Here is a 17,638-nt window from a genome sequence, read left to right as displayed (position 1 = left end):
AAAGGTCTATTCCGGCCGTGGCCGCCGGTAAGTGGCGAGAATGACAGGGACCGCCACCCCTGTCACCAGAAGTGCCTGCGCAAGTAATACCGCCGGCAGTGGGCGCTGCACATGCACGTACAGCGAGCGGCCGAGCCCCACTCCCAACAGGATGCCCGTCAGCGTGCGCACCGCGTTGGAACCCGAGGCGGGCCGGAAGCGTCCCACCGCCCAGTCCACGAGCGCGGGAAGCGTGAGCCCCAGCACCACCGGCACGTCCCACTCCCACTGGAGCGGCGCCTTCAGCGCGAACAGCGCGAGGAACACGCCCGCGAGCACCGGGTACGTGCCCAGGCATCGCGCGCACACGCGTACGCCCGCGAGCACGTACGTGCGGTTGTACTCATCCGGGTGATGATGGCTGAGCCAGAACACCGGCACCTCCTCCGGACGTGGAAACAGCGGGCCCGTCCTGCACGTTGCGCGAATCCCCTTCGGCCAGGAAGCAAGCCGCGGCGTGGCCTCCACCCAGGGGATACAGCGGCGGTGACTCGCGGCGGCAGCGCTCCATCACATGCGGGCAGCGCGGATGGAACGCGCAGCCGGTCGGCGGCGACAGGGGCGAAGGCGGCTCTCCCGGCAGCAACAGCCGCGTGGGGGGACGCTCCGGATCCGGCACGGGCACCGCGGACAGCAGCGCCTGCGTGTACGGATGGCGAGGTCCGGCGTACAGCGACCGGGACGGCGCCACCTCCACGATGCGGCCCAGGTACATCACCGCCACACGCGTGGACACGTACTCAACAATCTTCAGGTCGTGCGCGATGAAGACGTAGGTGAGCCCGCGCTCGCGTTGCAGGTCCACCAGCAGGTTGACGATCTGCGCCTGGATGGAGACGTCCAGCGCGCTGATGGGCTCGTCCGCCACCACCAGCTCCGGACGCAACGCGATGGCACGTGCAATGCCGATGCGTTGACGCTGGCCGCCGGAGAACTCGTGCGGGTAGCGCTGGCGCGCCTCGCGGGGCAGCCCCATGGCGTCGAGCAGCGCCAGCACCTCGTCCTCGCGAGCCTTGCCCTTCGCGAGGCCGTGGATGGCGAAGGGCTCCGCGAGGATGTCCCCCACCGTCATGCGCGGGTTGAGCGACGCGTACGGGTCCTGGAAGACAAGCTGCATCTGGCGGCGCAGCGGTCGCAATTCGCGCTGCGACAGGCCGGTCAGCTCGCGCCCGGCCACGCGGATGGAGCCGGAGGTCGGGTCGATGAGGCGCAGCACCGCGCGACCCAGCGTGCTCTTGCCGCAGCCACTCTCCCCCACCAGGCCCAGCGTCTCCCCGCGGGCGACGTCGAAGGACACGCCGTCCACCGCGCGCACCGTGCCGCGAGTGCGCCCCAACAAGCCGCCCTTCACCGGGAAGTGCACCTTCAGGTCGCGCACCTGGACCAGCGGTTCGCTCATGGCGCGGGCACCGGGTGATGGCAGGCGGCGGACTGGCCTCCGCGCTTCGGCTCCAGCACGGGCGTGACTCGGGCGCACAGCTCCGAGGCGCGGTCGCAGCGGTCCCGGAACGCGCACCCGGACGGCAGCGCGGTGAGCGATGGCACCATGCCGGGAATGGCCTTCAGGCGCTGACGCCCGCCCTCGGATGCAGCGCCCGCGTCGTGCAGCGACGGGATGGAGCGCAGCAGGCCCGCCGTGTACGGGTGCGCGGGCCGGGCGAACAGCTCGCGCACCGGTGCCTGCTCCACGATGCGGCCCGCATACATCACCACCACCGCGTCGCAGCTTCCCGCCACCACGCCCAGATCGTGGGTGATGAGCATCACCGCCATGTTCCGCTCGGCTTGCAGGCGCTTGAGCAGTTCCAGGATCTGGGCCTGGATGGTGACGTCCAGCGCCGTGGTCGGCTCGTCCGCGATGAGCAGCGCCGGGTCGCACGCGAGCGCCATGGCGATCATCACGCGCTGGCGCATGCCTCCGGAGAGCTGGTGCGGGTACGCATCCACACGCTCGCCGGGCGCCGGGATGCCCACCTGCCGGAGCATCTCCACCGCGCGCTCACGCGCCTGCGCCCGGGTGGCGCCCAGGTGCAGCCGGACGCCTTCGCCAATCTGCTCGCCCACGGTGAACACCGGGTTGAGCGACGTCATGGGCTCCTGGAAGACCATGGCCACATGCCGGCCGCGCACGCGCCGCATCTCCTTCTCCGGCAGGGCCAGCAGGTCCTCGCCCCGGAAGCGCACCTCGCCGCCCACCACACGGCCGGGCGGCTGCGGAACGAGCCGCATCACCGACAGCGCCGTCAGGCTCTTGCCGCAGCCGCTCTCCCCCACCACTCCCAGCGTGCCGCCGGGAGGGACAGAGAAGGACACGCCGTCCACCGCGCGCACCGTGCCGCGCGGGAGCGACAGTTGAGTGACGAGCCCCCGCACGTCCAGGAGCGGGGCACCGGCAGAGGCCCCGGGGGACGGCGCGACGCCGGTCACTTCTGGGCCAGCTCCTCCAGGAACTCCGCCTCCTGGATGAGCCCCTTGCGGATGAGCAGGCGGATGAGGCTCGCGACCATGCGCGCGGGCTTCACCTTCTCCGTGTCCAGGCTGGCCTCTTCGCCGCGCGAGATGCGGTCGATGTCGTCCAGCACCGCCAGGTCCTCCTCGGAGAAGTCCGGCTTGGGCGTGAGCGCCACGGACGGCTTCACGCCCTGCGCGGCACCGCCGAAGAGCACCACCGGCACGCGCGGCTTGCTCGGATCCTCCGGCTCCGCGGGAGGCGGGGGCGGCGGCGGACGGGCGGCGGCGGGAGGCGGCGGCGGACGCGGGGCCTTGGGGATCTTGGGACGGGGCGTGGAGCCCAGGATGTCCTCCAGCACCTCCGCGCCGTCAGCGGACGCGTCGCCATCATGCGGCGGAGGCGGCGGCAGGTCCCAGTCCAGCGTCGGCGGCGCGGGTGGGCGCGGCGGCGGAGGCGGGCGCGCGGCCGCGGGAGGGGGCGGCGGCAGGATGTCCGGCGAATCGTCCTCGTCCATGTCCATCGGTTCAGCCTCCACGATGTCCAGGGGCTCACCCCGGCCGCGCGCGAGCGCCTGCTCCAGGTCGTCCGGCGCTACGACGAACACCTTGAGCGGCTTGCGCAGTTGGAAGCGCAGCTCGTCCACCAACATCAGGTTGCCCGGGTCTTCCACGGCGACGTGGATCTTCTCGCTGCGGCCGTCCTGCTCCGCCGCGAAGAGGAGCACCCGGTGCTCGGTCTGGAAGTCCATGGACACCAGCGAGGACACCGCATGCGGGATGTACTCGGGGATCTCCACGAACGGCAGCTCGTGCTGCGTCGCCAGCGCCCGCGCGATGTCCCGGCCCGTGCACAGGCCCATGGACACCAACACCTCACCCAGCTTGCGGCCCTGGCCGCGCCGTCCGGACGCGAGGGCCTGCTTCACCTGCTCGTCCGTCACCACTCCGGCCTGGACGAGGAGTTCACCAATCTTCTTGCGCATGGCCGGGGGCTACCGCTTGACCTTGGCGAGGTATTCCTCGCGGGAGAAAATGCCCTTCTCGATGAGCAGCTCGACCATGGCCTTCAGCGCCGCGACCTCCTTGCGCTGAACGTCCTCCACGCTCTTGAGCAGCTCCGCGGGGCTGCCGGAGGCCGCGCGAGGCGCCTCCGGCGGAGGCGCCTGACGGGGGGGCGGCGCGGCGGCAGGCTTGGGGGACATGGCGACGGCGGCGGCCGGGTCCAGGTCCTTGAGGTTCTTCACGACGGTGCGGCCCTGCGCGTCCACCACCTTGAAGTTGGTGTCCGCGTCCTCCAGCTCCGCCGTCTCTTCGTAGAGGCGCGCGAACGCCCGCGCCACGGAGGTGCGCCCGGCCACGTTGGCCACGATGCGGCACTTGGACAGGGCCCGCAGCTCGTCCAGCACCCGCACGTTGAGCGGGTCCGACATGGCGACCACCAGCGTCTTGCCGTCGTCGCGCAGCTGCAGCGGGACGACAGAGAAGTCGCGCGCCGTCTGCGCCGGAATCTTGGCCTTCACGTGCGGCGGCACCATCTGCACGGAGTCCAGGTTCACCGCCGGCATGCCCAGCTGCTTCGACAAGGCGCGCACGAGGATGTCCTCGGAGACGAGGTTCATCCGGACGAGGATCTCGCCCAGCTTCCCGCCCCACTTGGCCTGCTCGGCGAGCGCCGCCTTGAGCTGGCTCTCCTGCAGGACGTTCGCCTTGATCAGCAGTTCTCCAAGCTTGATCTGTGCCATGTCGTGCGCGCCATAGTACCCGGTTTGCGCCGGGACGCTGCCTTTCGACGCCTGGAAGCTCAGGAACCCGGCGTTGGGGGCGGCTGGGACACCGGCTCCCCCGAGCGGACCTCCTGGCCCCGCGCGTCGACGTCCACCACCTTCGCCCCCTGGGGCGCGCCCAATTCATAGAGCGTCAGGTCCGGGCGGCCATTGAGGCGGATGTCCGTGTACTTCAGGTCCAGCTTCGTGTTCGCCGTGGCGGCGATGAGGTGCACCTTGCCCGGGAAGAACTGGTCGTCCCGCTGCTGGAAGTCCTCGAACGCCAGGTCGTAGCCCGGCACGCCCCGGACCTCGCTCTTCACCACGCGCAGGTGCTTGGGATCCACGCGCAGTGTCTGCGTCGCGGGCCCCCGCTGGAGCTTGAGCACGTACACCCGCTCCTTCTCGTCCAGCTCCAGGGTCATGGATTCCGGCGGCAGGAGGGGGACCTGCCCCAGCATCACCGCCACCAGCTCCTCGCTCGGCAGGACGACAGGCAGGAAGCGGGACACGTTCTCCGCGCTCGCCGGGCCCTGGAGGTACGTGTTCTCCCCCGCCTGGTAGACGCCAAAGCGTTCGCCATCGGAGACGAGCGAGGCCACCGGGCGGTTGAAGAAGTCGTACGTCTCCAGGTGGATGAGGGCCGGACGGGTGATGGAGAGGTACGTGGAGAGCGTTCCACTGCCCTGGGGCGAGTCCACGTGCAGCTTGGCGTCACCCTCCAGGGTCACCACCTTCGCCTGCCGCTCGCGCACGTGCTGGTAGAGCGTCTGGGCGTCCTCGATGCGGCCCTCCGGACCGAACTCGAGACGTTTGGGGCAGGCCGAACAGAGGAGGGCCAGGAAGATTGCGGCGGCTGCGCGGTTCATATGTCCTAGTGTGAGCCAGGGCCGCCTGCCCGGTCATCCATCATGAGCCTGAACGATCTACTTCATTACCTTCGCCTGGGCGGCGTCACCCTCGCCCTCCTCCTGGGCGCCTCCGTGGTGGCCCTGGGCGTGGCCATCGAGCGGCTCATCGCCCTCTGGGGCGTGAGCGAGCGCTCCCGCAATCTGGGCGAAATCGTCCAGAAGCACCTCCTCCGGGGAGATGTGACCGCCGCCCGCACCGCCGCCGAGCGCTCCGACGCCGTTGCGGCCGACATCTTCCTCGCCGGGTTCGACCGCTGGGAGCGCTCCCGCTCCACTGGCGGCAACGGCATTGAGTCCGCCGTGGAGCGCGAGCGCGCCCAGGTGGGGCTCAAGCTGCGACGCAACCTGTGGCTGCTCGCCACCATCGGTTCGACGACGCCCTTCGTGGGCCTCTTCGGCACCGTGGCCGGCATCATGCGTTCCTTCAAGGACCTGGGCGTGGACGTGGAGGCCGGCGGCACCGGCGGCTCCGCGGCCGTGATGACGGGCATCTCCGAAGCGCTCGTCGCCACCGCCGTGGGCATCCTCGTCGCCGTGCAGGCGATGGTCTTCTACAACTACTTCCAGGCCCGGCTGTCCCGCGTGCTGGTGGAGCTGCGCCTGCTGGGTGACGAGTTCGCGGAGGTGCTCAAGGAGCGCTCGGCCGGCGGCCCGCTGCCGGAAGCCACGCCGCCCCCGCGCGAAAGCACCACGCCCCCGGCGCCCCGCCCGGATCCGCAGCCCGCCTCGTAAGGAGACACGCCCACCATGGCCATGGGAAAGACGCCCGGCTCGGGCGACGACGAGGTGGAGGGCGCGGGCTTCGCGGAGATCAACATCACGCCGCTGACGGACGTGATGCTCGTGCTGCTCATCATCTTCATGGTGACCAGCTCGGTCATCACCCAGCAGGGCCCGGGCGGCGGTGCCAAGGCGGGCCTCAAGGTGAACCTGCCCAAGGGCGGCGCCGCGGACGTCACCGCGCGCACCACGGACCTGTCCGTGGCGGTGCTGGCGGACGGCCGCTTCGTGCTCGCGGGCAACGTCGTCGCGGAGGCCGAGCTGAAGCAGGCCTTCGACAACGCGAAGAACCAGAACCCCGACACCGTGGTGATTGTCCAGGCGGACGAAGGCGTCCCCCACGGCACCGTGGTGCAGGTGATGGAGTTGGCGAAGAAGGCCGGCCTCGCGCAGCTCGCCATCGGCGTGCGCGAAGGCGACTAGGCTCAGGCCCGAAAAGCAAAAGGCCCCCCGGCGCGTCACGTGCCGGAGGGCCTTCTTCATTTCAGGACTTCAGCTTCCGCTTCAGACGCCGCCGAACGCCGCGTCGGTGATGTCCACCGGAGACGTGTCCTCGGTGGCGATGAGGCGCGCGGCGTACTCCACGTTGGGCAGCACGTTGCGCGCGTACCACAGGGCGCTGAACTTCTTGCCCTCGTAGAACGCCTTGTCCGGGTGGTCGGCGGCCACGTTGGCGGCGGCCTTCTCCGCGATGACGGCCGCGTCCAGCAGCAGCCAGCCCACGGCGACCTCCGACATCATGTTGAGGAAGCGGTTGGCGGACAGGGGGATGAGCGGGAAGCGGCCCTGGTCCTGCGACCAGCCGAACAGCGCCATCGCGCTGGACATCAGGCCTTCCTGCGCGCCGGCCAGCGTCTTCACGGCCTCGCCCAGCACCGGGTGCTCACGGTGCGCTTCCACGAAGCTGCCCACGTCACCCATGAACTGCTGGAAGTGCGCGCCGCCCGCCTGGCCCATCTTGCGGCCCACCAGGTCCATGGCCTGGATGTGGTTGGTGCCCTCGTAGATGGAGAAGATCTTCGAGTCGCGCGTGTACTGCTCCACCGGGTAGTCCTGGATGTAGCCGGCGCCGCCGTACACCTGGATGGCCTGCGCGCAGAGGCGGAAGGCCTGATCAGAGCCGTAGGACTTCACCAGCGGCGTCAGCACCTCCACCTGACCCTTGTGGTAGGTGGCCGCGTCGTCGTCCTTGCCCGCCAGCTGCTTCGCCTTGTCCAGGTGCATGGCCAGCTTGATGACCAGCGCGCGGATGCCTTCCACGTGCGCCTTGATGTCCAGCAGCATGCGGCGGACGTCCGGGTGCTCGATGATGGAGGCGCGCGGCGCGGACGGGTCCTTCCACTTGGTGAAGTGGGAGCCCTGCTTGCGGTCCTTCGCGTAGTCGAGCGCGTTGTAGTACGCGGCCGACGCCAGGCTCACGCCCTGGATGCCCACGGCGATGCGCGCGCCGTTCATCATCTTGAACATCTGGCTCATGCCCACGTGCTCGACCGTGCCCACGAGCTCGCCCAGACAGCCGTCGTTCTCACCGAAGTTGAGGACACAGGTCGCCGAGCCGTTGATGCCCATCTTGTGCTCGATGGACGCCACGGTGACGTCGTTGGACTGGCCCGAGGAACCGTCCTCGTTGATGCGCAGCTTGGGGACGATGAACAGCGACAGGCCCTTGGTGCCCACCGGCGCGCCGTCGATGCGCGCGAGCACCAGGTGGATGATGTTCCCGGCCATGTCATGGTCGCCGCCGGAGATGAAGATCTTCGTGCCCTTGATGCTGTAGGTGCCGTCCCCGTTGCGCTTCGCGGTGGACTTGGCGGCGCCCACGTCGGAGCCGGCGTGCGGCTCGGTGAGGCACATGGTACCGCCCCACGTGCCGTTGAGCATGCGCTCCACGAACTGTTTCTGCTGCGCGGGCGTGCCGCACTCAGCGACAACTTCCGCCGCGCCGAACGCCAGGCCCGGGTACATGTTGAAGGCCGTGTTGGCGCCGGAGAGGATCTCCTCCACCGTCACCTGGAGCATCATCGGCGCGCCCTGGCCGCCGTGATCCGGGCTCACCGCCACCGTCTTGAAGCCCTGCTCGTAGAGCTTGTTCCAGGCGTCCTTGAAGCCCTTGGGCGTGAAGACCGAGCCGTTCTCCACCCGGCAGCCCTCGCGGTCGCCCACCGAGTTGAGGGGCCCCAGCACCTCGCGCGCGAAGCGGTACGTCTCCGTGAGGACCGCCTTCGCCTCGTCCGGACCCCAGGCGTCGTAGGGGGCCGTGCCCGCCACCTGGCCGAAGCCGAACTGCTCGAACAGCGTGAAGAAGATCTCTCGAAGGTCGGTCTTGTAGGTGTTGATGCCGGCGGACATGGCCACTCCTGCGTAGGGGCTCGCTGCCTGCCTGCTTCCCGCAGGGCGGGAAAAAGTAAGGGTCAGCGGCCCATGTGACGCAGGAAGTGTGGCGTCGACTGATTTTTGAGTCAACCCAAGATGACACCCCGCGTTGACGAGCGGTCGAAGCCGCCCTTCTGGAACGCGGGAATTCGCCTTGGAACGCCCCTGGAAAGCCTACTTCTTGGCCTTCTTCGCGGCCGGGAGGGACGCCGTCTTGGCGGCGGGCTTCTCCCGAGGGGCGGTCTTCTTGGACGAGGCGCCGTTGCGGGGCTCGTCCGCTTCCTCGTCATCGTCCTCGTCGTCCTCGTCCCGGTCGCGTTCCGGAGCGGCGGGCGCCGGGACGCTGGTGGCGGCATCCGGGGTGGCGGGGGCCGGGACGACCAGGCTCTCGCGGGGCACTTCCACCACGATGGGGGACTGGCCGGAGCGCTGCCGGTTCTCGTCCTCCAGGGAGTAGAAGAGCTGGATCTGCGAGCCGCCCTTCATGACGAGCTCGCCCTTCTGGTTCTCCGCCCAGAGGTCGATTTCGACGAAGTACCGGCCGCCGGAGCCGTGGCGGTCGCTCACGCGGCCCTTGCAGACCACGGTGTCGCCCGGCCACACCATCTTGATGAAGCGGACGTTGTAGCGCCGCAGCTGGCCGCCGCGGGCCCAGTCGCTGATGAGCTGGCCCAACATGCCCATGACGAGCATGCCGGGGGCGTAGACGGACGGCATGCCCACGCTCTTGGCGTAGAGCTCGTCCACGTGCACGGGGTTGTAGTCGCCGGAGGCGCCCGCGTAGCGCGACAGCTGGACGCGGTCCACCGGGGCCTTGGCCAACGCCGGCAGCTCGTCACCGACGCGGATGGATTCGAAGTAGAGCTTGCGCGCGGGCATCAGGCGTTCTCCTTGGCGGCACGCACCACGAGGGTCCGGCGGGCGCGGAAGACGAGGTTGCCCTCTTCGTCCCGGCCTTCGTCCTCGATGACCGCGATGTCCATCTTGCCGGACATGCCCGGCCGCTCGAAGACGTCCGACACGCGAGTGGACACGTAGATGCGGTCCCCCGCGAAGATGGGCCGCTCGTAGTCGAAGCCCTGTTCGGCGTGCAGCAGGCTCTTGATGCCCACCCCCAACAGCTCCCGGAGGTCCGCGGCGGAATGGAACGACGCGGGGAAAGTGGGCGGCGCGACGATGGTGGGGTAGCCCGAGGCCCGGGCGTACTCCTCATCGTAGTAGATGGGATTGTAGTCGCCGATTGCCTCGGCGAAGCGCCGGATGGCGCCCTTCTCCACCTCGTTGAGCGTCGGCGGCGAGGCGCGGCCAATCGCGTTCTTGTCCAGCATTTCCCTCTCCTGATGAGTCTTCAGCGACCTGACGGAAGCTCGAGCACCGTCAGGAGCCCGGCCTCCGCGGCCGTCAAACGTGGCGCGGCATTCACCAGCGCGTTCGCGGTGGCCCGGTCGCCCGCCACTCCCCCCGGTATCTCAAGCACCAGCCTGGGGTCCGCGTCGATCTCGATGCGATCCCGTGGGTTGTCCGCCCCTACCGCGATGGTCAGCTCCAGGCGGACCCGCTCCTGCCCCTCCTCCAAACCCACCACGGACTGGAACATGCCCGCGACGCGGCCTTTCTTCACGACAAATGCGCCGCCGGTGATGTCCTCCTCGGCGAACACGGGCGCGACCTCCTCCTCGAAGTCGTCACAGTCCAGCCCCAGCCCCACCGCCGCCAGCGCCGCGGACTCCACCAGCCCCACGTGGCCCAGCTCCTCGCGGTCCACCAGGTCGAAGAACTCCTCCTCCGTCAGGCCCGCGCCCACCTTGCGCTGCAGGGCCTCACGGCGCGTACGCGCGTCCACCACGCGGCTGGCCAGCACCTTGCGCACGGGGCCGCACACCTGACCGGCGGTGGCCACCAGGCGGTCCAGCACGAAGCCCGGGTTCACGCCCGTGCCCACGATGGCGACGCCCGCCTTCTCCGCGGCGCGCTCCAGCTTCTCCGCCAGCTCCGGGTACTTGAGGTGCGGGAACGCCAGCTCCTCGCAGGTGCTGGCCACCGGCAGGCCCAGCTTCAGCGCGTCCAGCAGCTGATCCATCACCTGGGAGAGCCGCGAGCTGGTGGCGTGCAGCACCACCACGCCCTTGCGGCGCCCCACGGCGCGCTCCAGCGAGTCCGCGACCTTGAAGCGCGGGCCGGCCAGCCCCAGCACGTCGCCCAGGGGACGACCCACCAGGGAGGGCTGCGAGTCCACCGCGCCCATCAACTCCACTTCGGTGGACGACAGGGCTGCCCTGGCAATCTCCTGCCCGATAAACCCCAGCCCCATCACCACCACCGGCACCGGCCCATCAGGGGCTCTAGCCATCGGAGATTGCTCCCGAATTCCAAGGGGTTACAGCCATTTACGTTGGGTAGGCGGCCACCATAGAACACGGCTCGACGGGCAGGCAAGCAGGACGTGGAATCCAGCGACCACCGGTTTCAGGGAAACCTCAAGAATTCCGGTAGTTTGGCGGTACTGGAAAGCTTGGGGGGGCCTGTCTGGCCGTCTGCGGACCGGCTATAAGAGTCTGAGAAAAACGCAGCCCACTCGCTCGGAGCGTATCAGCCCATGGCCCGAATCCTCGTGGTGGACGACGACGTGCTCATCCTCGCGGCGCTGTCCCGAATCCTCCAGGCGGAGGGTTACGAGGTCGTGACACACAGCGACCCGGTGGTGGCGGCGCGGGAGCAGGGATTCGACGTCGTCCTCACGGACTTCATGATGCCGTACCTCAACGGCATCGAGCTGTTGTCGGCACTCCGGGAGAAGAACCCTCGCGCGGTGCGGCTGATGTTGACGGCGGCGGCGGACTTCAAGACGGCGTCGGAGGCGGTGAACCGGGGCGAGGTCTTCCGGCTCCTGGGCAAGCCGTGGTCGCTGAGCGACCTGACCAGCAGCATCCGGCAGGCCTTCGAGCACCACCGGCTGGTGGCGACCAACGAGCGGCTGACACGTGAGGTCGCGGAGAAGAACGCGGAGCTCCTCTCCATCAACGAGGGGCTGGAGCGCCGGGTCATCGAGCGGACCACGGGCCTTCTGGACGGGCTGATCAGCGCGCTGGACTACCGCGACACGGAGACGCAGTGGCACTCGCGGCGCGTGTCGCTGTACGCGCGGCGGCTGGCGCAGGAGATCGGCCTCACCGGACCGGCGCTGGACGTGGTGGAACAGGGCGCGCTGCTGCACGACATCGGGAAGATTGGCGTGCGGGACTCCATCCTGCTCAAGCCCGGGCCGCTCACGCCGGAGGAATGGGTGGAGATGAAGCTGCACCCGGAGTTCGGCTACCGGATGCTGGCGAAGATGCCGTACCTGCACGAGGCGGCGCTCATCGTCCTGCAGCACCAGGAGCGCTGGGACGGCAAGGGCTACCCGCTGGGGCTCAAGGGCGAGGAGATCGTCATCGGGGCGCGCATCTTCTGCCTCGTGGACACGCTGGATGCCATCACCTCCGACCGGCCCTATCGCAAGGGGCGCCCCATGAGCGTGGCGCGCGACGAGGTCCGCCGCTGCGCGGGCACGCAGTTCGATCCGATGCTCGCGGAGGCGTTCCTCGGCCTGCCGGAGACGGAGTGGGCTCGCATCCGCCGTGAGGTGGAGACGATGGAGGAGGCGGAGAGCCACCGCTGGACGGGCGCGCAGCTCAACGCCCAGGGCGAGCCGGTGCCCGCGCGCGCCGCCGGGGCCTGACGCGCGAGGGGCCTGCTTCAGGGGGCGCGGGTACCGACGATGACATCGTCGATGACCGTGCCCTCCAGGAGCGCGTCCACCACGTCCATGCCTTGAGTCACTTCACCAAAGGCCGTGTAGCGGCCGTCCAGGTGCGGCTGCGGTGAGTGCGTGAAGAAGAACTGGCTGCCGCCGGTGTCCTTGCCCGACAGCGCCATCCCCACGGTGCCCCGCGCATACGGCCGGCGCGTCATCTCGCAGCGGATGGAGTAGCCAGGCCCACCCTCCCCGTCTCCGCGCGGATCTCCGCCCTGCGCGACGAAGTCCGGCACCACGCGGTGGAAGGTGATGCCCCGGAAGTAGCCCTTCTTCGCGAGCGCCATCAGGTTGCCTCCCGTGAGCGGTGCGTCGGGATCCAACAGGACGGTGATGTCGCCCTTGCGCGTGCGCAACGTGAGCGTCGTGCCCGGGGGCGCGGCCGGCGGACGGTACGTCTCCGGAGGCAGCTCCACGCGGGCGGAGTGGACCGGCTGTCCCGTGAGTGAGGTGAGGGACTCGGCCGCGATCCGGCGCACGTTGGCGTGGGGATGGGTCAGCCATTCGCGCAGGCGGGGTTCCGCCGCGCGGCCCTTCAACACAATGAGCGCGCCGGCCACCGCCTCCGCCAGGTCCGGCTCCTTGGGGACGCGGTCGGCCAGGGCCTCCAGCGCGGGCAGGGCTTCGGCGTCCTTCAGCTTGCCGGCGGCGGCCGCGGCCAGTCCCGCCACCACCGCGTCCCCTCCTCCGATGAGCGCGCGAATGGGCGCCAGCGCTTCAGGCACGGGGCGTTCAGAGAGTGTGTCCAACGCAGCGCCGCGCACGATGGGACTGACGTGGTTCAGGTAGGGCACCGCGAACGCGGCGCCGGTGGGCTGCCCCTTGAACTGCGCCACCTCGTGCAGGCCCAGCGCGAGCCATCGGGCTTCGGGGACGCGGCCGTAGCCGCACTGGAGGACTTGATCCAGCGTGCCCTGCTGCCGGTCCATGGCCGCCGCGAAACGGCAGTCCAGCCAGGCGAGGTCCGCACGGGCCTCCTCGGTGGCAGCGCTCCGGTCCGCATCCGCGAGCGCTTTTCTCCAGAGCCCCCACACCGGCCGGCCCTCGAGCGGAAGTCCCTGCTGCGCCACCGCGAGCAACGCATGGCCCTGCGCCGCCTTTCCCTCCGCGACCTGCTTCGCCCGGTACACCTCGCGTTCCAGCGCGAACAGTGGAGTACAGGGTGAGCCGGCCTCGCACTTCGTGGCGAGCTTCGCCAGCGCACGCGCCGCCTCCGCCGACACGCGAGGCGTGGCGTTGCCCAGCGTCAGGTTCAGCGCCACCCAGTCCCGCGGGCTGCCCACGTCGCCCAGGCCCTTCACGCAGAGGGCCATCACATCCGGATGCCCGATGGCCAGGCAGGAGCGGAGCGCATCCGCGGCATCCGGCCGCTTCGACGCCACCAGGAGGTACGCCCCGGCGACGTTCACCTCGCTCCGCAATCGGGGCTTCAGCAGCGCGCGGATCGTCTCCAGGGGGACGTTCGCCACGGCCGCGGCTCCGGCCTTGCGCGCGGTCACGCCCAGCGCCATCGCCGCGGCCTCGGACCAGGGGCCATCGGCTGGAGACAGCCGGGCCGTCAGCACCTCCACCGCACCGGGCGTGGCCAGCTTGCCCAGGGCCTCCAGCTGCGTGATGCGCACCCAGCCGTCGGCTTCCGTGGCCTCCGCTCGCACCAGCGCTTCCGTGAGCGCCGTCCGTGCGTCCTCCGGCAGCGGCTCCCACGACTGCGCCAGCTCGCCCGCCGCGAAGGCGGCCTCCTCGCGCACGGCCTTGTCCGGCGCCGTCAGCCCGGCGATGACGACATCGAGCGTCGCCACGTCCTGGATGCGCGCCAGGGCCCGGAGGGCGCGCACACGCACGGCCACTTCCGGCGCGGAGGTGGCGAACCGCACGAGGTCACCACCTCCCAGGGAGCGGCGGTCCTCCCAGTCCTGGATCCGCGCGATGGCCTTCGAGGGCTCGACAGGGGGCGAAGGCATGTCGGGCGCCGGCACCGAGCGGACACAGGCGCTCACGAGGAGGAAACCGGCGGACACGGCGGCGGGCAGGCGGGCCATGCTCGAACGGGCTAGGTCAATTCCCCGCGAAAATCCAGGGGTTATGGCGCTGAACGGGTTTGACAGCCGCGCGCTGGGGCCGGGAAGATATCGGGCCGTTTCCCCCCTCCCGGAGCACCGGCCCTGAACTGCCCAGGCTGTAATCGCAAGGTCGCGGAAGACACCGCCATCTGCCCCCACTGCGACCACATCATCGACGAGTCCTTCCTCGGGGGAGCCGGGGATGAGGGGGACTCTGGCGGCGATGACGAGAGCACCGGAGTCCGGCCGCCGCCGCGCTCGCGGCCTCCTCCGGCCCGCGCCGCTCCGGAGCCTCGCGCCCGCCCCGCTCCGGCCCGCGCCAGGACGGGCGCCCGCCCCGCCGCGCCGCCGCCGAGCGACGACGCCACCAACGTGCGGAGCATGGACGACATCGCCCGGGAGAAGGCCCAACGTGCCGCTCCGCCCGCCCGGGGCGGTGGCGCCGCCAAGGCCGCTCCCGCCCGCGCGCCGGCCCGCCGCGCCCCGGCGCCCGCTCCCGTCGAGGAGGACGAGGACGACGCCGGCGACGCGGTGGCGGACCCCTGGTCCCGCGAGGCCCGTGAGCTGGAGTCCTCGCGCTCGCCCATCGACGATCCAGAGGTCCTGCTGGACGACGCGCGCTCGTTCCTGGGCGAGCTGCAAGGCGGCGACCGCATCGCGTTCTGGGGCGCGGCGCTGGTGGTGCTCTCCTGCTTCATTCCGTGGAAGGAGACGGCGGAGGGCGGAGACTTCCTGGGCCTCATCAGCCTGGGGTTCATCTCCTTCATCTTCGCCATCGCGACCATGGTCTTCGTGGGCCTGCGGGCGCGGGAGGTGATGACCTGGGTGAACCCCATGCTGCCGTGGGGTGCGCAGATGGTCTGCAGCGTGGTGACCCTCGTCTGGTCGCTGGTGTTCCTGAAGCTCTCCTCGGACACCACGCTCGTGCCGTCGCCCATGGGCAACGCGGAGATGATGAACTCGTCGCCGAGCATCGGCTGTTTCCTGGGCATCCTCGGCGGCGTCATCGCGGTGCTGGGCACCCTGATGGGGCTGAAGCGCCAGGAGTAGGCCCGAGGATTTCGCTGCCGCGCCGGACATGAGGCGGGCTACCGTCGCCCGCCACCATGTCCGACGCCACGCCCCTCTCCCGCCTCCTCGACGCGCTGGGCTCGGCCGTCGTGGGCCAGCCCCGCGTGCTGGCCGACCTGGTGACGGCCTTCCTCGCGCGCGGCCACGTGCTGCTGGAGGGCGTGCCCGGGGTCGCCAAGACGCTCACCGCGCGCAGCATGGCGGGGGCGCTGGGCCTGTCCTTCTCCCGCGTGCAGTTCACCCCGGACCTGATGCCCGCGGACATCCTGGGCACCAACGTCTTCCAGCCGCAGGAGCAGACCTTCCGCCTGATGAAGGGCCCCGTCTTCACGGAGGTCCTGGTCGCGGATGAAATCAACCGCACGCCGCCCAAGACGCAGGCGGCGCTCCTGGAGGCCATGGAGGAGCGGCAGGTCACCATCGACGGCGTCACCCACGCGCTGCCGCCACACTTCTTCGTCGTCGCCACGCAGAACCCGCTGGAGCTGGAGGGCACCTATCCCCTCCCCGAGGCGCAGCTGGATCGCTTCCTCATGCGCGTGCGCGTGGGCTACCCGGACGGCGACGCCGAAACGTCGCTCCTGCGCGCCTTCCACCAGCGCGAGGGCCGGCCGCCCGTCGTGTCCCGCGTGCTGGACGCTGCCACGCTGACGGAACTGCAGGACCGCGCCGCGCGCGTCGCGTGTGACGACTCCATCCTCCAGTACGTGGTGCAGCTCGTGCGCGACACCCGCGCCCATCCCCGCGTGCGACTGGGCGCGAGCCCCCGCGCCGCGCAGGCCCTGCTCGCGGCGTCCAAGGCGCACGCGGCGCTCCGGGGCACCGACTTCGTCACGCCTGATGACGTGAAGTCCGTCACGCCCAGCGTCCTCAACCACCGCCTCCTGCTCAAGGCCGAGGCGGAGGTGGAGGGCGTCACCGCGGACGACGTGCTGAAGCAGATGCTCGAACGGGTGCGAGTGCCCCGGTGAGCCTCGGGCGTCCCGTCCCCAGCGGCCTCGCCGTGGCGCTGTTCGCCGGAGCGCTGGTGCCCGCCGCGCTCGCGGTGGCGAGCCCCGCCTTCGGATGGCTGGCGCTCGCGATGGACGTGGCCGTCCTGCTCCTGTGCGCGGTGGACTTCCTGCGCGCGCCGCATGCCCGTGACGTCGACGCGCGCCGCGAGGTGGAGCCCATCCTCTCCTCCGGCGTGGACAACACCGTGCGCTGGGAGCTGCGTTCGCGCACGGACAGGCCCGTGCGTGGCGAGCTTCGCGACGAGCCGCCCCTGGACGTGGAGAGCCACGGCCACCGGCAGCCCTTCACGCTGGAGCCGAAAGACGCCACGCGGCTGACGTACCGCGTGCACCCTCCCTCCCGGGGCGATGCGCGCTTCGGCGACGTGAACCTGCGCCTGATGGGGCCCCTGGGCCTGTGCTCACGGCAGGTGCGGCTGCCCGCGGGCCAGGACGTGAAGGTGTATCCGGACCTCCGCGCCCTCTCTCGCGAAGCGCTGACGCTGGCGCGCGCGTCGGAGGCCGTGTCCGCGCGCACGCTCCTTCGCAAATCCGTGGAGGGCCGCGAGTTCGAATCGCTGCGCGAGTACCGCCCCGGCGACGACTACCGGCACATCGACTGGAAGTCCTCCGCGCGTCACGGCCACACGCTGGTGCGCACGTGGCAGCCGGAGCGCAACCAGCCGGTGCTGCTTCTCCTGGACTGCGGCCGTCACATGGCGGGCCGGGTGCAGGGGCGCCGGAAACTGGATCACGCGGTGGACGCGGCGCTGCGGCTGGCGCGCGTGAGCCTGGACGCGGGGGACGTGGTGGGCGTGCTCGCGTTCGCCAGCGACGTGCGCACCTTCCTGCCCCCGCGCAAGGGCGCGGAGCACCTGCGCCTCATCACCGAGTCCCTCTACCGCGCGGAGGCCGGCCTGGAGGAGAGCGACTACGGCCGCGCGTTCGACTTCGCCTTCGCCCGCCAGACGCGCCGCGCGCTGGTGGTGCTCTTCACCGACTTGGTGGATCCGGACGCGTCCTCCGCGCTCCTCACGCGCACGCTGGCCCTGCGCCCCCGGCACCTGCCCGTCGTCGCGTCACTGCTGGACGAGGACCTGGAGGCCGCCGCCACCGACGTTCCCGGCGACGCGACGTCCGCCTACGCGCGGCAGGCCGCCTCCCGCATGGAGTCCGAGTACCGCCGCACCGCCACCACGCTGCGTGACGCGGGGGCGCTGGTGGTGCGCGCTCCGGCACGCGGATTCGGCGCCGCTGCACTCAACGTGTACCTGGACGTGAAGGCGCGCGGGCGGCTCTGAGCGCTCACGACGCGTTCGTCAAGCCCTTTGAGACATTCCAACGCTCGCGCGCGCATGTGTCACTCCGCCGAACACCACGCTTGCCAATCGCGCGGAGGCCGAGT

At 70.5% G+C, this 17,638-nt stretch carries 17 protein-coding genes; 6 read left to right on the top strand and 11 right to left on the bottom strand.

The window, feature by feature from the left end; genetic code table 11:
- Positions 1 to 6: 6 nt before the first annotated feature.
- From D7Y04_RS13175 to D7Y04_RS13150, 6 genes are read right to left on the bottom strand one after another with little or no spacing between them, the layout of a single operon-like run.
- On the bottom strand, positions 7 to 414 hold the full coding sequence (locus tag D7Y04_RS13175; RefSeq protein ID WP_120599419.1) for a DUF2085 domain-containing protein: 408 nt from the start codon (positions 412 to 414) through the stop codon (positions 7 to 9).
- Positions 383 to 1,438 (bottom strand): ABC transporter ATP-binding protein, encoded by a 1,056-nt coding sequence (locus D7Y04_RS13170; RefSeq protein ID WP_120599417.1) that lies wholly within the window; start codon positions 1,436 to 1,438, stop codon positions 383 to 385. The genes D7Y04_RS13175 and D7Y04_RS13170 overlap by 32 nt, the downstream gene beginning before the upstream one ends.
- Positions 1,435 to 2,466 carry an ABC transporter ATP-binding protein gene (locus tag D7Y04_RS13165; RefSeq protein ID WP_121759557.1) on the bottom strand — a complete coding sequence of 344 codons (1,032 nt, stop codon included), beginning with the start codon at positions 2,464 to 2,466 and terminating at the stop codon, positions 1,435 to 1,437. The genes D7Y04_RS13170 and D7Y04_RS13165 overlap by 4 nt, the downstream gene beginning before the upstream one ends.
- Complete coding sequence (locus D7Y04_RS13160; protein ID WP_121759556.1) at positions 2,463 to 3,473, bottom strand: general secretion pathway protein GspE; 1,011 nt, start codon at positions 3,471 to 3,473, stop codon at positions 2,463 to 2,465. Before D7Y04_RS13160 ends, D7Y04_RS13165 begins: the two co-directional genes overlap by 4 nt.
- 9 nt (positions 3,474 to 3,482) lie before the next feature.
- A complete protein-coding gene (locus tag D7Y04_RS13155) occupies positions 3,483 to 4,232 on the bottom strand; it encodes a general secretion pathway protein GspE (RefSeq protein ID WP_120600282.1) in 750 nt (249 codons plus the stop codon).
- Positions 4,233 to 4,291: 59 nt separating this feature from the next.
- Positions 4,292 to 5,122 (bottom strand): DUF4292 domain-containing protein, encoded by an 831-nt coding sequence (locus D7Y04_RS13150; protein ID WP_120600281.1) that lies wholly within the window; start codon positions 5,120 to 5,122, stop codon positions 4,292 to 4,294.
- Between the two features lie 42 nt (positions 5,123 to 5,164).
- Here D7Y04_RS13150 and D7Y04_RS13145 point away from each other — a divergent pair, with 42 nt between their 5' ends.
- On the top strand, positions 5,165 to 5,896 hold the full coding sequence (locus tag D7Y04_RS13145) for a MotA/TolQ/ExbB proton channel family protein (protein ID WP_121759555.1): 732 nt from the start codon (positions 5,165 to 5,167) through the stop codon (positions 5,894 to 5,896).
- Positions 5,897 to 5,911: 15 nt separating this feature from the next.
- The gene (locus D7Y04_RS13140) at positions 5,912 to 6,367 is read left to right on the top strand and encodes a biopolymer transporter ExbD (RefSeq protein ID WP_120565608.1); all 456 of its coding nucleotides are present in this window, start codon (positions 5,912 to 5,914) and stop codon (positions 6,365 to 6,367) included.
- 81 nt (positions 6,368 to 6,448) lie between these two features.
- Here D7Y04_RS13140 and D7Y04_RS13135 read toward each other — a convergent pair whose 3' ends face one another.
- The 4 genes from D7Y04_RS13135 to D7Y04_RS13120 form a co-directional block, all read right to left on the bottom strand.
- Positions 6,449 to 8,293, bottom strand: a complete 1,845-nt coding sequence (locus D7Y04_RS13135; RefSeq protein ID WP_120599337.1) for an acyl-CoA dehydrogenase — start codon at positions 8,291 to 8,293, stop codon at positions 6,449 to 6,451.
- 198 nt (positions 8,294 to 8,491) lie between these two features.
- Positions 8,492 to 9,196 carry a MaoC family dehydratase gene (locus D7Y04_RS13130; RefSeq protein WP_171807924.1) on the bottom strand — a complete coding sequence of 235 codons (705 nt, stop codon included), beginning with the start codon at positions 9,194 to 9,196 and terminating at the stop codon, positions 8,492 to 8,494.
- On the bottom strand, positions 9,196 to 9,645 hold the full coding sequence (locus D7Y04_RS13125; protein ID WP_014397671.1) for a MaoC family dehydratase N-terminal domain-containing protein: 450 nt from the start codon (positions 9,643 to 9,645) through the stop codon (positions 9,196 to 9,198). The genes D7Y04_RS13130 and D7Y04_RS13125 overlap by 1 nt, the downstream gene beginning before the upstream one ends.
- A gap of 20 nt (positions 9,646 to 9,665) precedes the next feature.
- On the bottom strand, positions 9,666 to 10,667 hold the full coding sequence (locus D7Y04_RS13120; RefSeq protein WP_120580222.1) for a dihydrodipicolinate reductase: 1,002 nt from the start codon (positions 10,665 to 10,667) through the stop codon (positions 9,666 to 9,668).
- A gap of 246 nt (positions 10,668 to 10,913) precedes the next feature.
- Here D7Y04_RS13120 and D7Y04_RS13115 point away from each other — a divergent pair, with 246 nt between their 5' ends.
- Positions 10,914 to 12,035: an HD domain-containing phosphohydrolase gene (locus tag D7Y04_RS13115; RefSeq protein WP_120598769.1), complete on the top strand. Its 1,122-nt coding sequence runs from the start codon at positions 10,914 to 10,916 to the stop codon at positions 12,033 to 12,035.
- Positions 12,036 to 12,052: 17 nt separating this feature from the next.
- On the opposite strand, the gene D7Y04_RS13110 is transcribed toward D7Y04_RS13115, so the two are convergent.
- Complete coding sequence (locus tag D7Y04_RS13110) at positions 12,053 to 14,149, bottom strand: peptidylprolyl isomerase (RefSeq protein WP_121759554.1); 2,097 nt, start codon at positions 14,147 to 14,149, stop codon at positions 12,053 to 12,055.
- Positions 14,150 to 14,551: 402 nt separating this feature from the next.
- Between D7Y04_RS13110 and D7Y04_RS13105 the strand changes: the two genes are divergently transcribed.
- Genes D7Y04_RS13105 through D7Y04_RS13095 form a run of 3 tightly spaced genes read left to right on the top strand, consistent with a single transcriptional unit; the run spans position 14,552 to position 17,534 of the window.
- On the top strand, positions 14,552 to 15,220 hold the full coding sequence (locus D7Y04_RS13105) for a hypothetical protein (RefSeq protein ID WP_121759553.1): 669 nt from the start codon (positions 14,552 to 14,554) through the stop codon (positions 15,218 to 15,220).
- A gap of 56 nt (positions 15,221 to 15,276) precedes the next feature.
- Positions 15,277 to 16,212, top strand: coding sequence for a MoxR family ATPase (locus D7Y04_RS13100; protein ID WP_121759552.1), 936 nt, complete (start codon positions 15,277 to 15,279; stop codon positions 16,210 to 16,212).
- Positions 16,209 to 17,534, top strand: a complete 1,326-nt coding sequence (locus D7Y04_RS13095) for a DUF58 domain-containing protein (protein WP_121759551.1) — start codon at positions 16,209 to 16,211, stop codon at positions 17,532 to 17,534. Before D7Y04_RS13100 ends, D7Y04_RS13095 begins: the two co-directional genes overlap by 4 nt.
- The last annotated feature ends 104 nt before the right edge of the window (positions 17,535 to 17,638 follow it).

This window comes from Corallococcus sp. AB038B (assembly GCF_003668955.1).
Classification (GTDB): Bacteria; Myxococcota; Myxococcia; order Myxococcales; family Myxococcaceae; genus Corallococcus; species Corallococcus exiguus.
This window is presented reverse-complemented; position numbering and strand designations above follow the sequence as displayed.

Coding starts and splice junctions, on each gene's coding strand:
- D7Y04_RS13170 (WP_120599417.1), bottom strand. CDS start 1,438: ATGAGCGAACCGCTGGTCCAGGTGCGCGACCTGAAGGTGCACTTCCCG.
- D7Y04_RS13160 (WP_121759556.1), bottom strand. CDS start 3,473: ATGCGCAAGAAGATTGGTGAACTCCTCGTCCAGGCCGGAGTGGTGACG.
- D7Y04_RS13155 (WP_120600282.1), bottom strand. CDS start 4,232: ATGGCACAGATCAAGCTTGGAGAACTGCTGATCAAGGCGAACGTCCTG.
- D7Y04_RS13150 (WP_120600281.1), bottom strand. CDS start 5,122: ATGAACCGCGCAGCCGCCGCAATCTTCCTGGCCCTCCTCTGTTCGGCC.
- D7Y04_RS13145 (WP_121759555.1), top strand. CDS start 5,165: ATGAGCCTGAACGATCTACTTCATTACCTTCGCCTGGGCGGCGTCACC.
- D7Y04_RS13140 (WP_120565608.1), top strand. CDS start 5,912: ATGGCCATGGGAAAGACGCCCGGCTCGGGCGACGACGAGGTGGAGGGC.
- D7Y04_RS13135 (WP_120599337.1), bottom strand. CDS start 8,293: ATGTCCGCCGGCATCAACACCTACAAGACCGACCTTCGAGAGATCTTC.
- D7Y04_RS13130 (WP_171807924.1), bottom strand. CDS start 9,196: ATGCCCGCGCGCAAGCTCTACTTCGAATCCATCCGCGTCGGTGACGAG.
- D7Y04_RS13125 (WP_014397671.1), bottom strand. CDS start 9,645: ATGCTGGACAAGAACGCGATTGGCCGCGCCTCGCCGCCGACGCTCAAC.
- D7Y04_RS13120 (WP_120580222.1), bottom strand. CDS start 10,667: ATGGCTAGAGCCCCTGATGGGCCGGTGCCGGTGGTGGTGATGGGGCTG.
- D7Y04_RS13115 (WP_120598769.1), top strand. CDS start 10,914: ATGGCCCGAATCCTCGTGGTGGACGACGACGTGCTCATCCTCGCGGCG.
- D7Y04_RS13110 (WP_121759554.1), bottom strand. CDS start 14,149: ATGGCCCGCCTGCCCGCCGCCGTGTCCGCCGGTTTCCTCCTCGTGAGC.
- D7Y04_RS13105 (WP_121759553.1), top strand. CDS start 14,552: ATGGACGACATCGCCCGGGAGAAGGCCCAACGTGCCGCTCCGCCCGCC.
- D7Y04_RS13100 (WP_121759552.1), top strand. CDS start 15,277: ATGTCCGACGCCACGCCCCTCTCCCGCCTCCTCGACGCGCTGGGCTCG.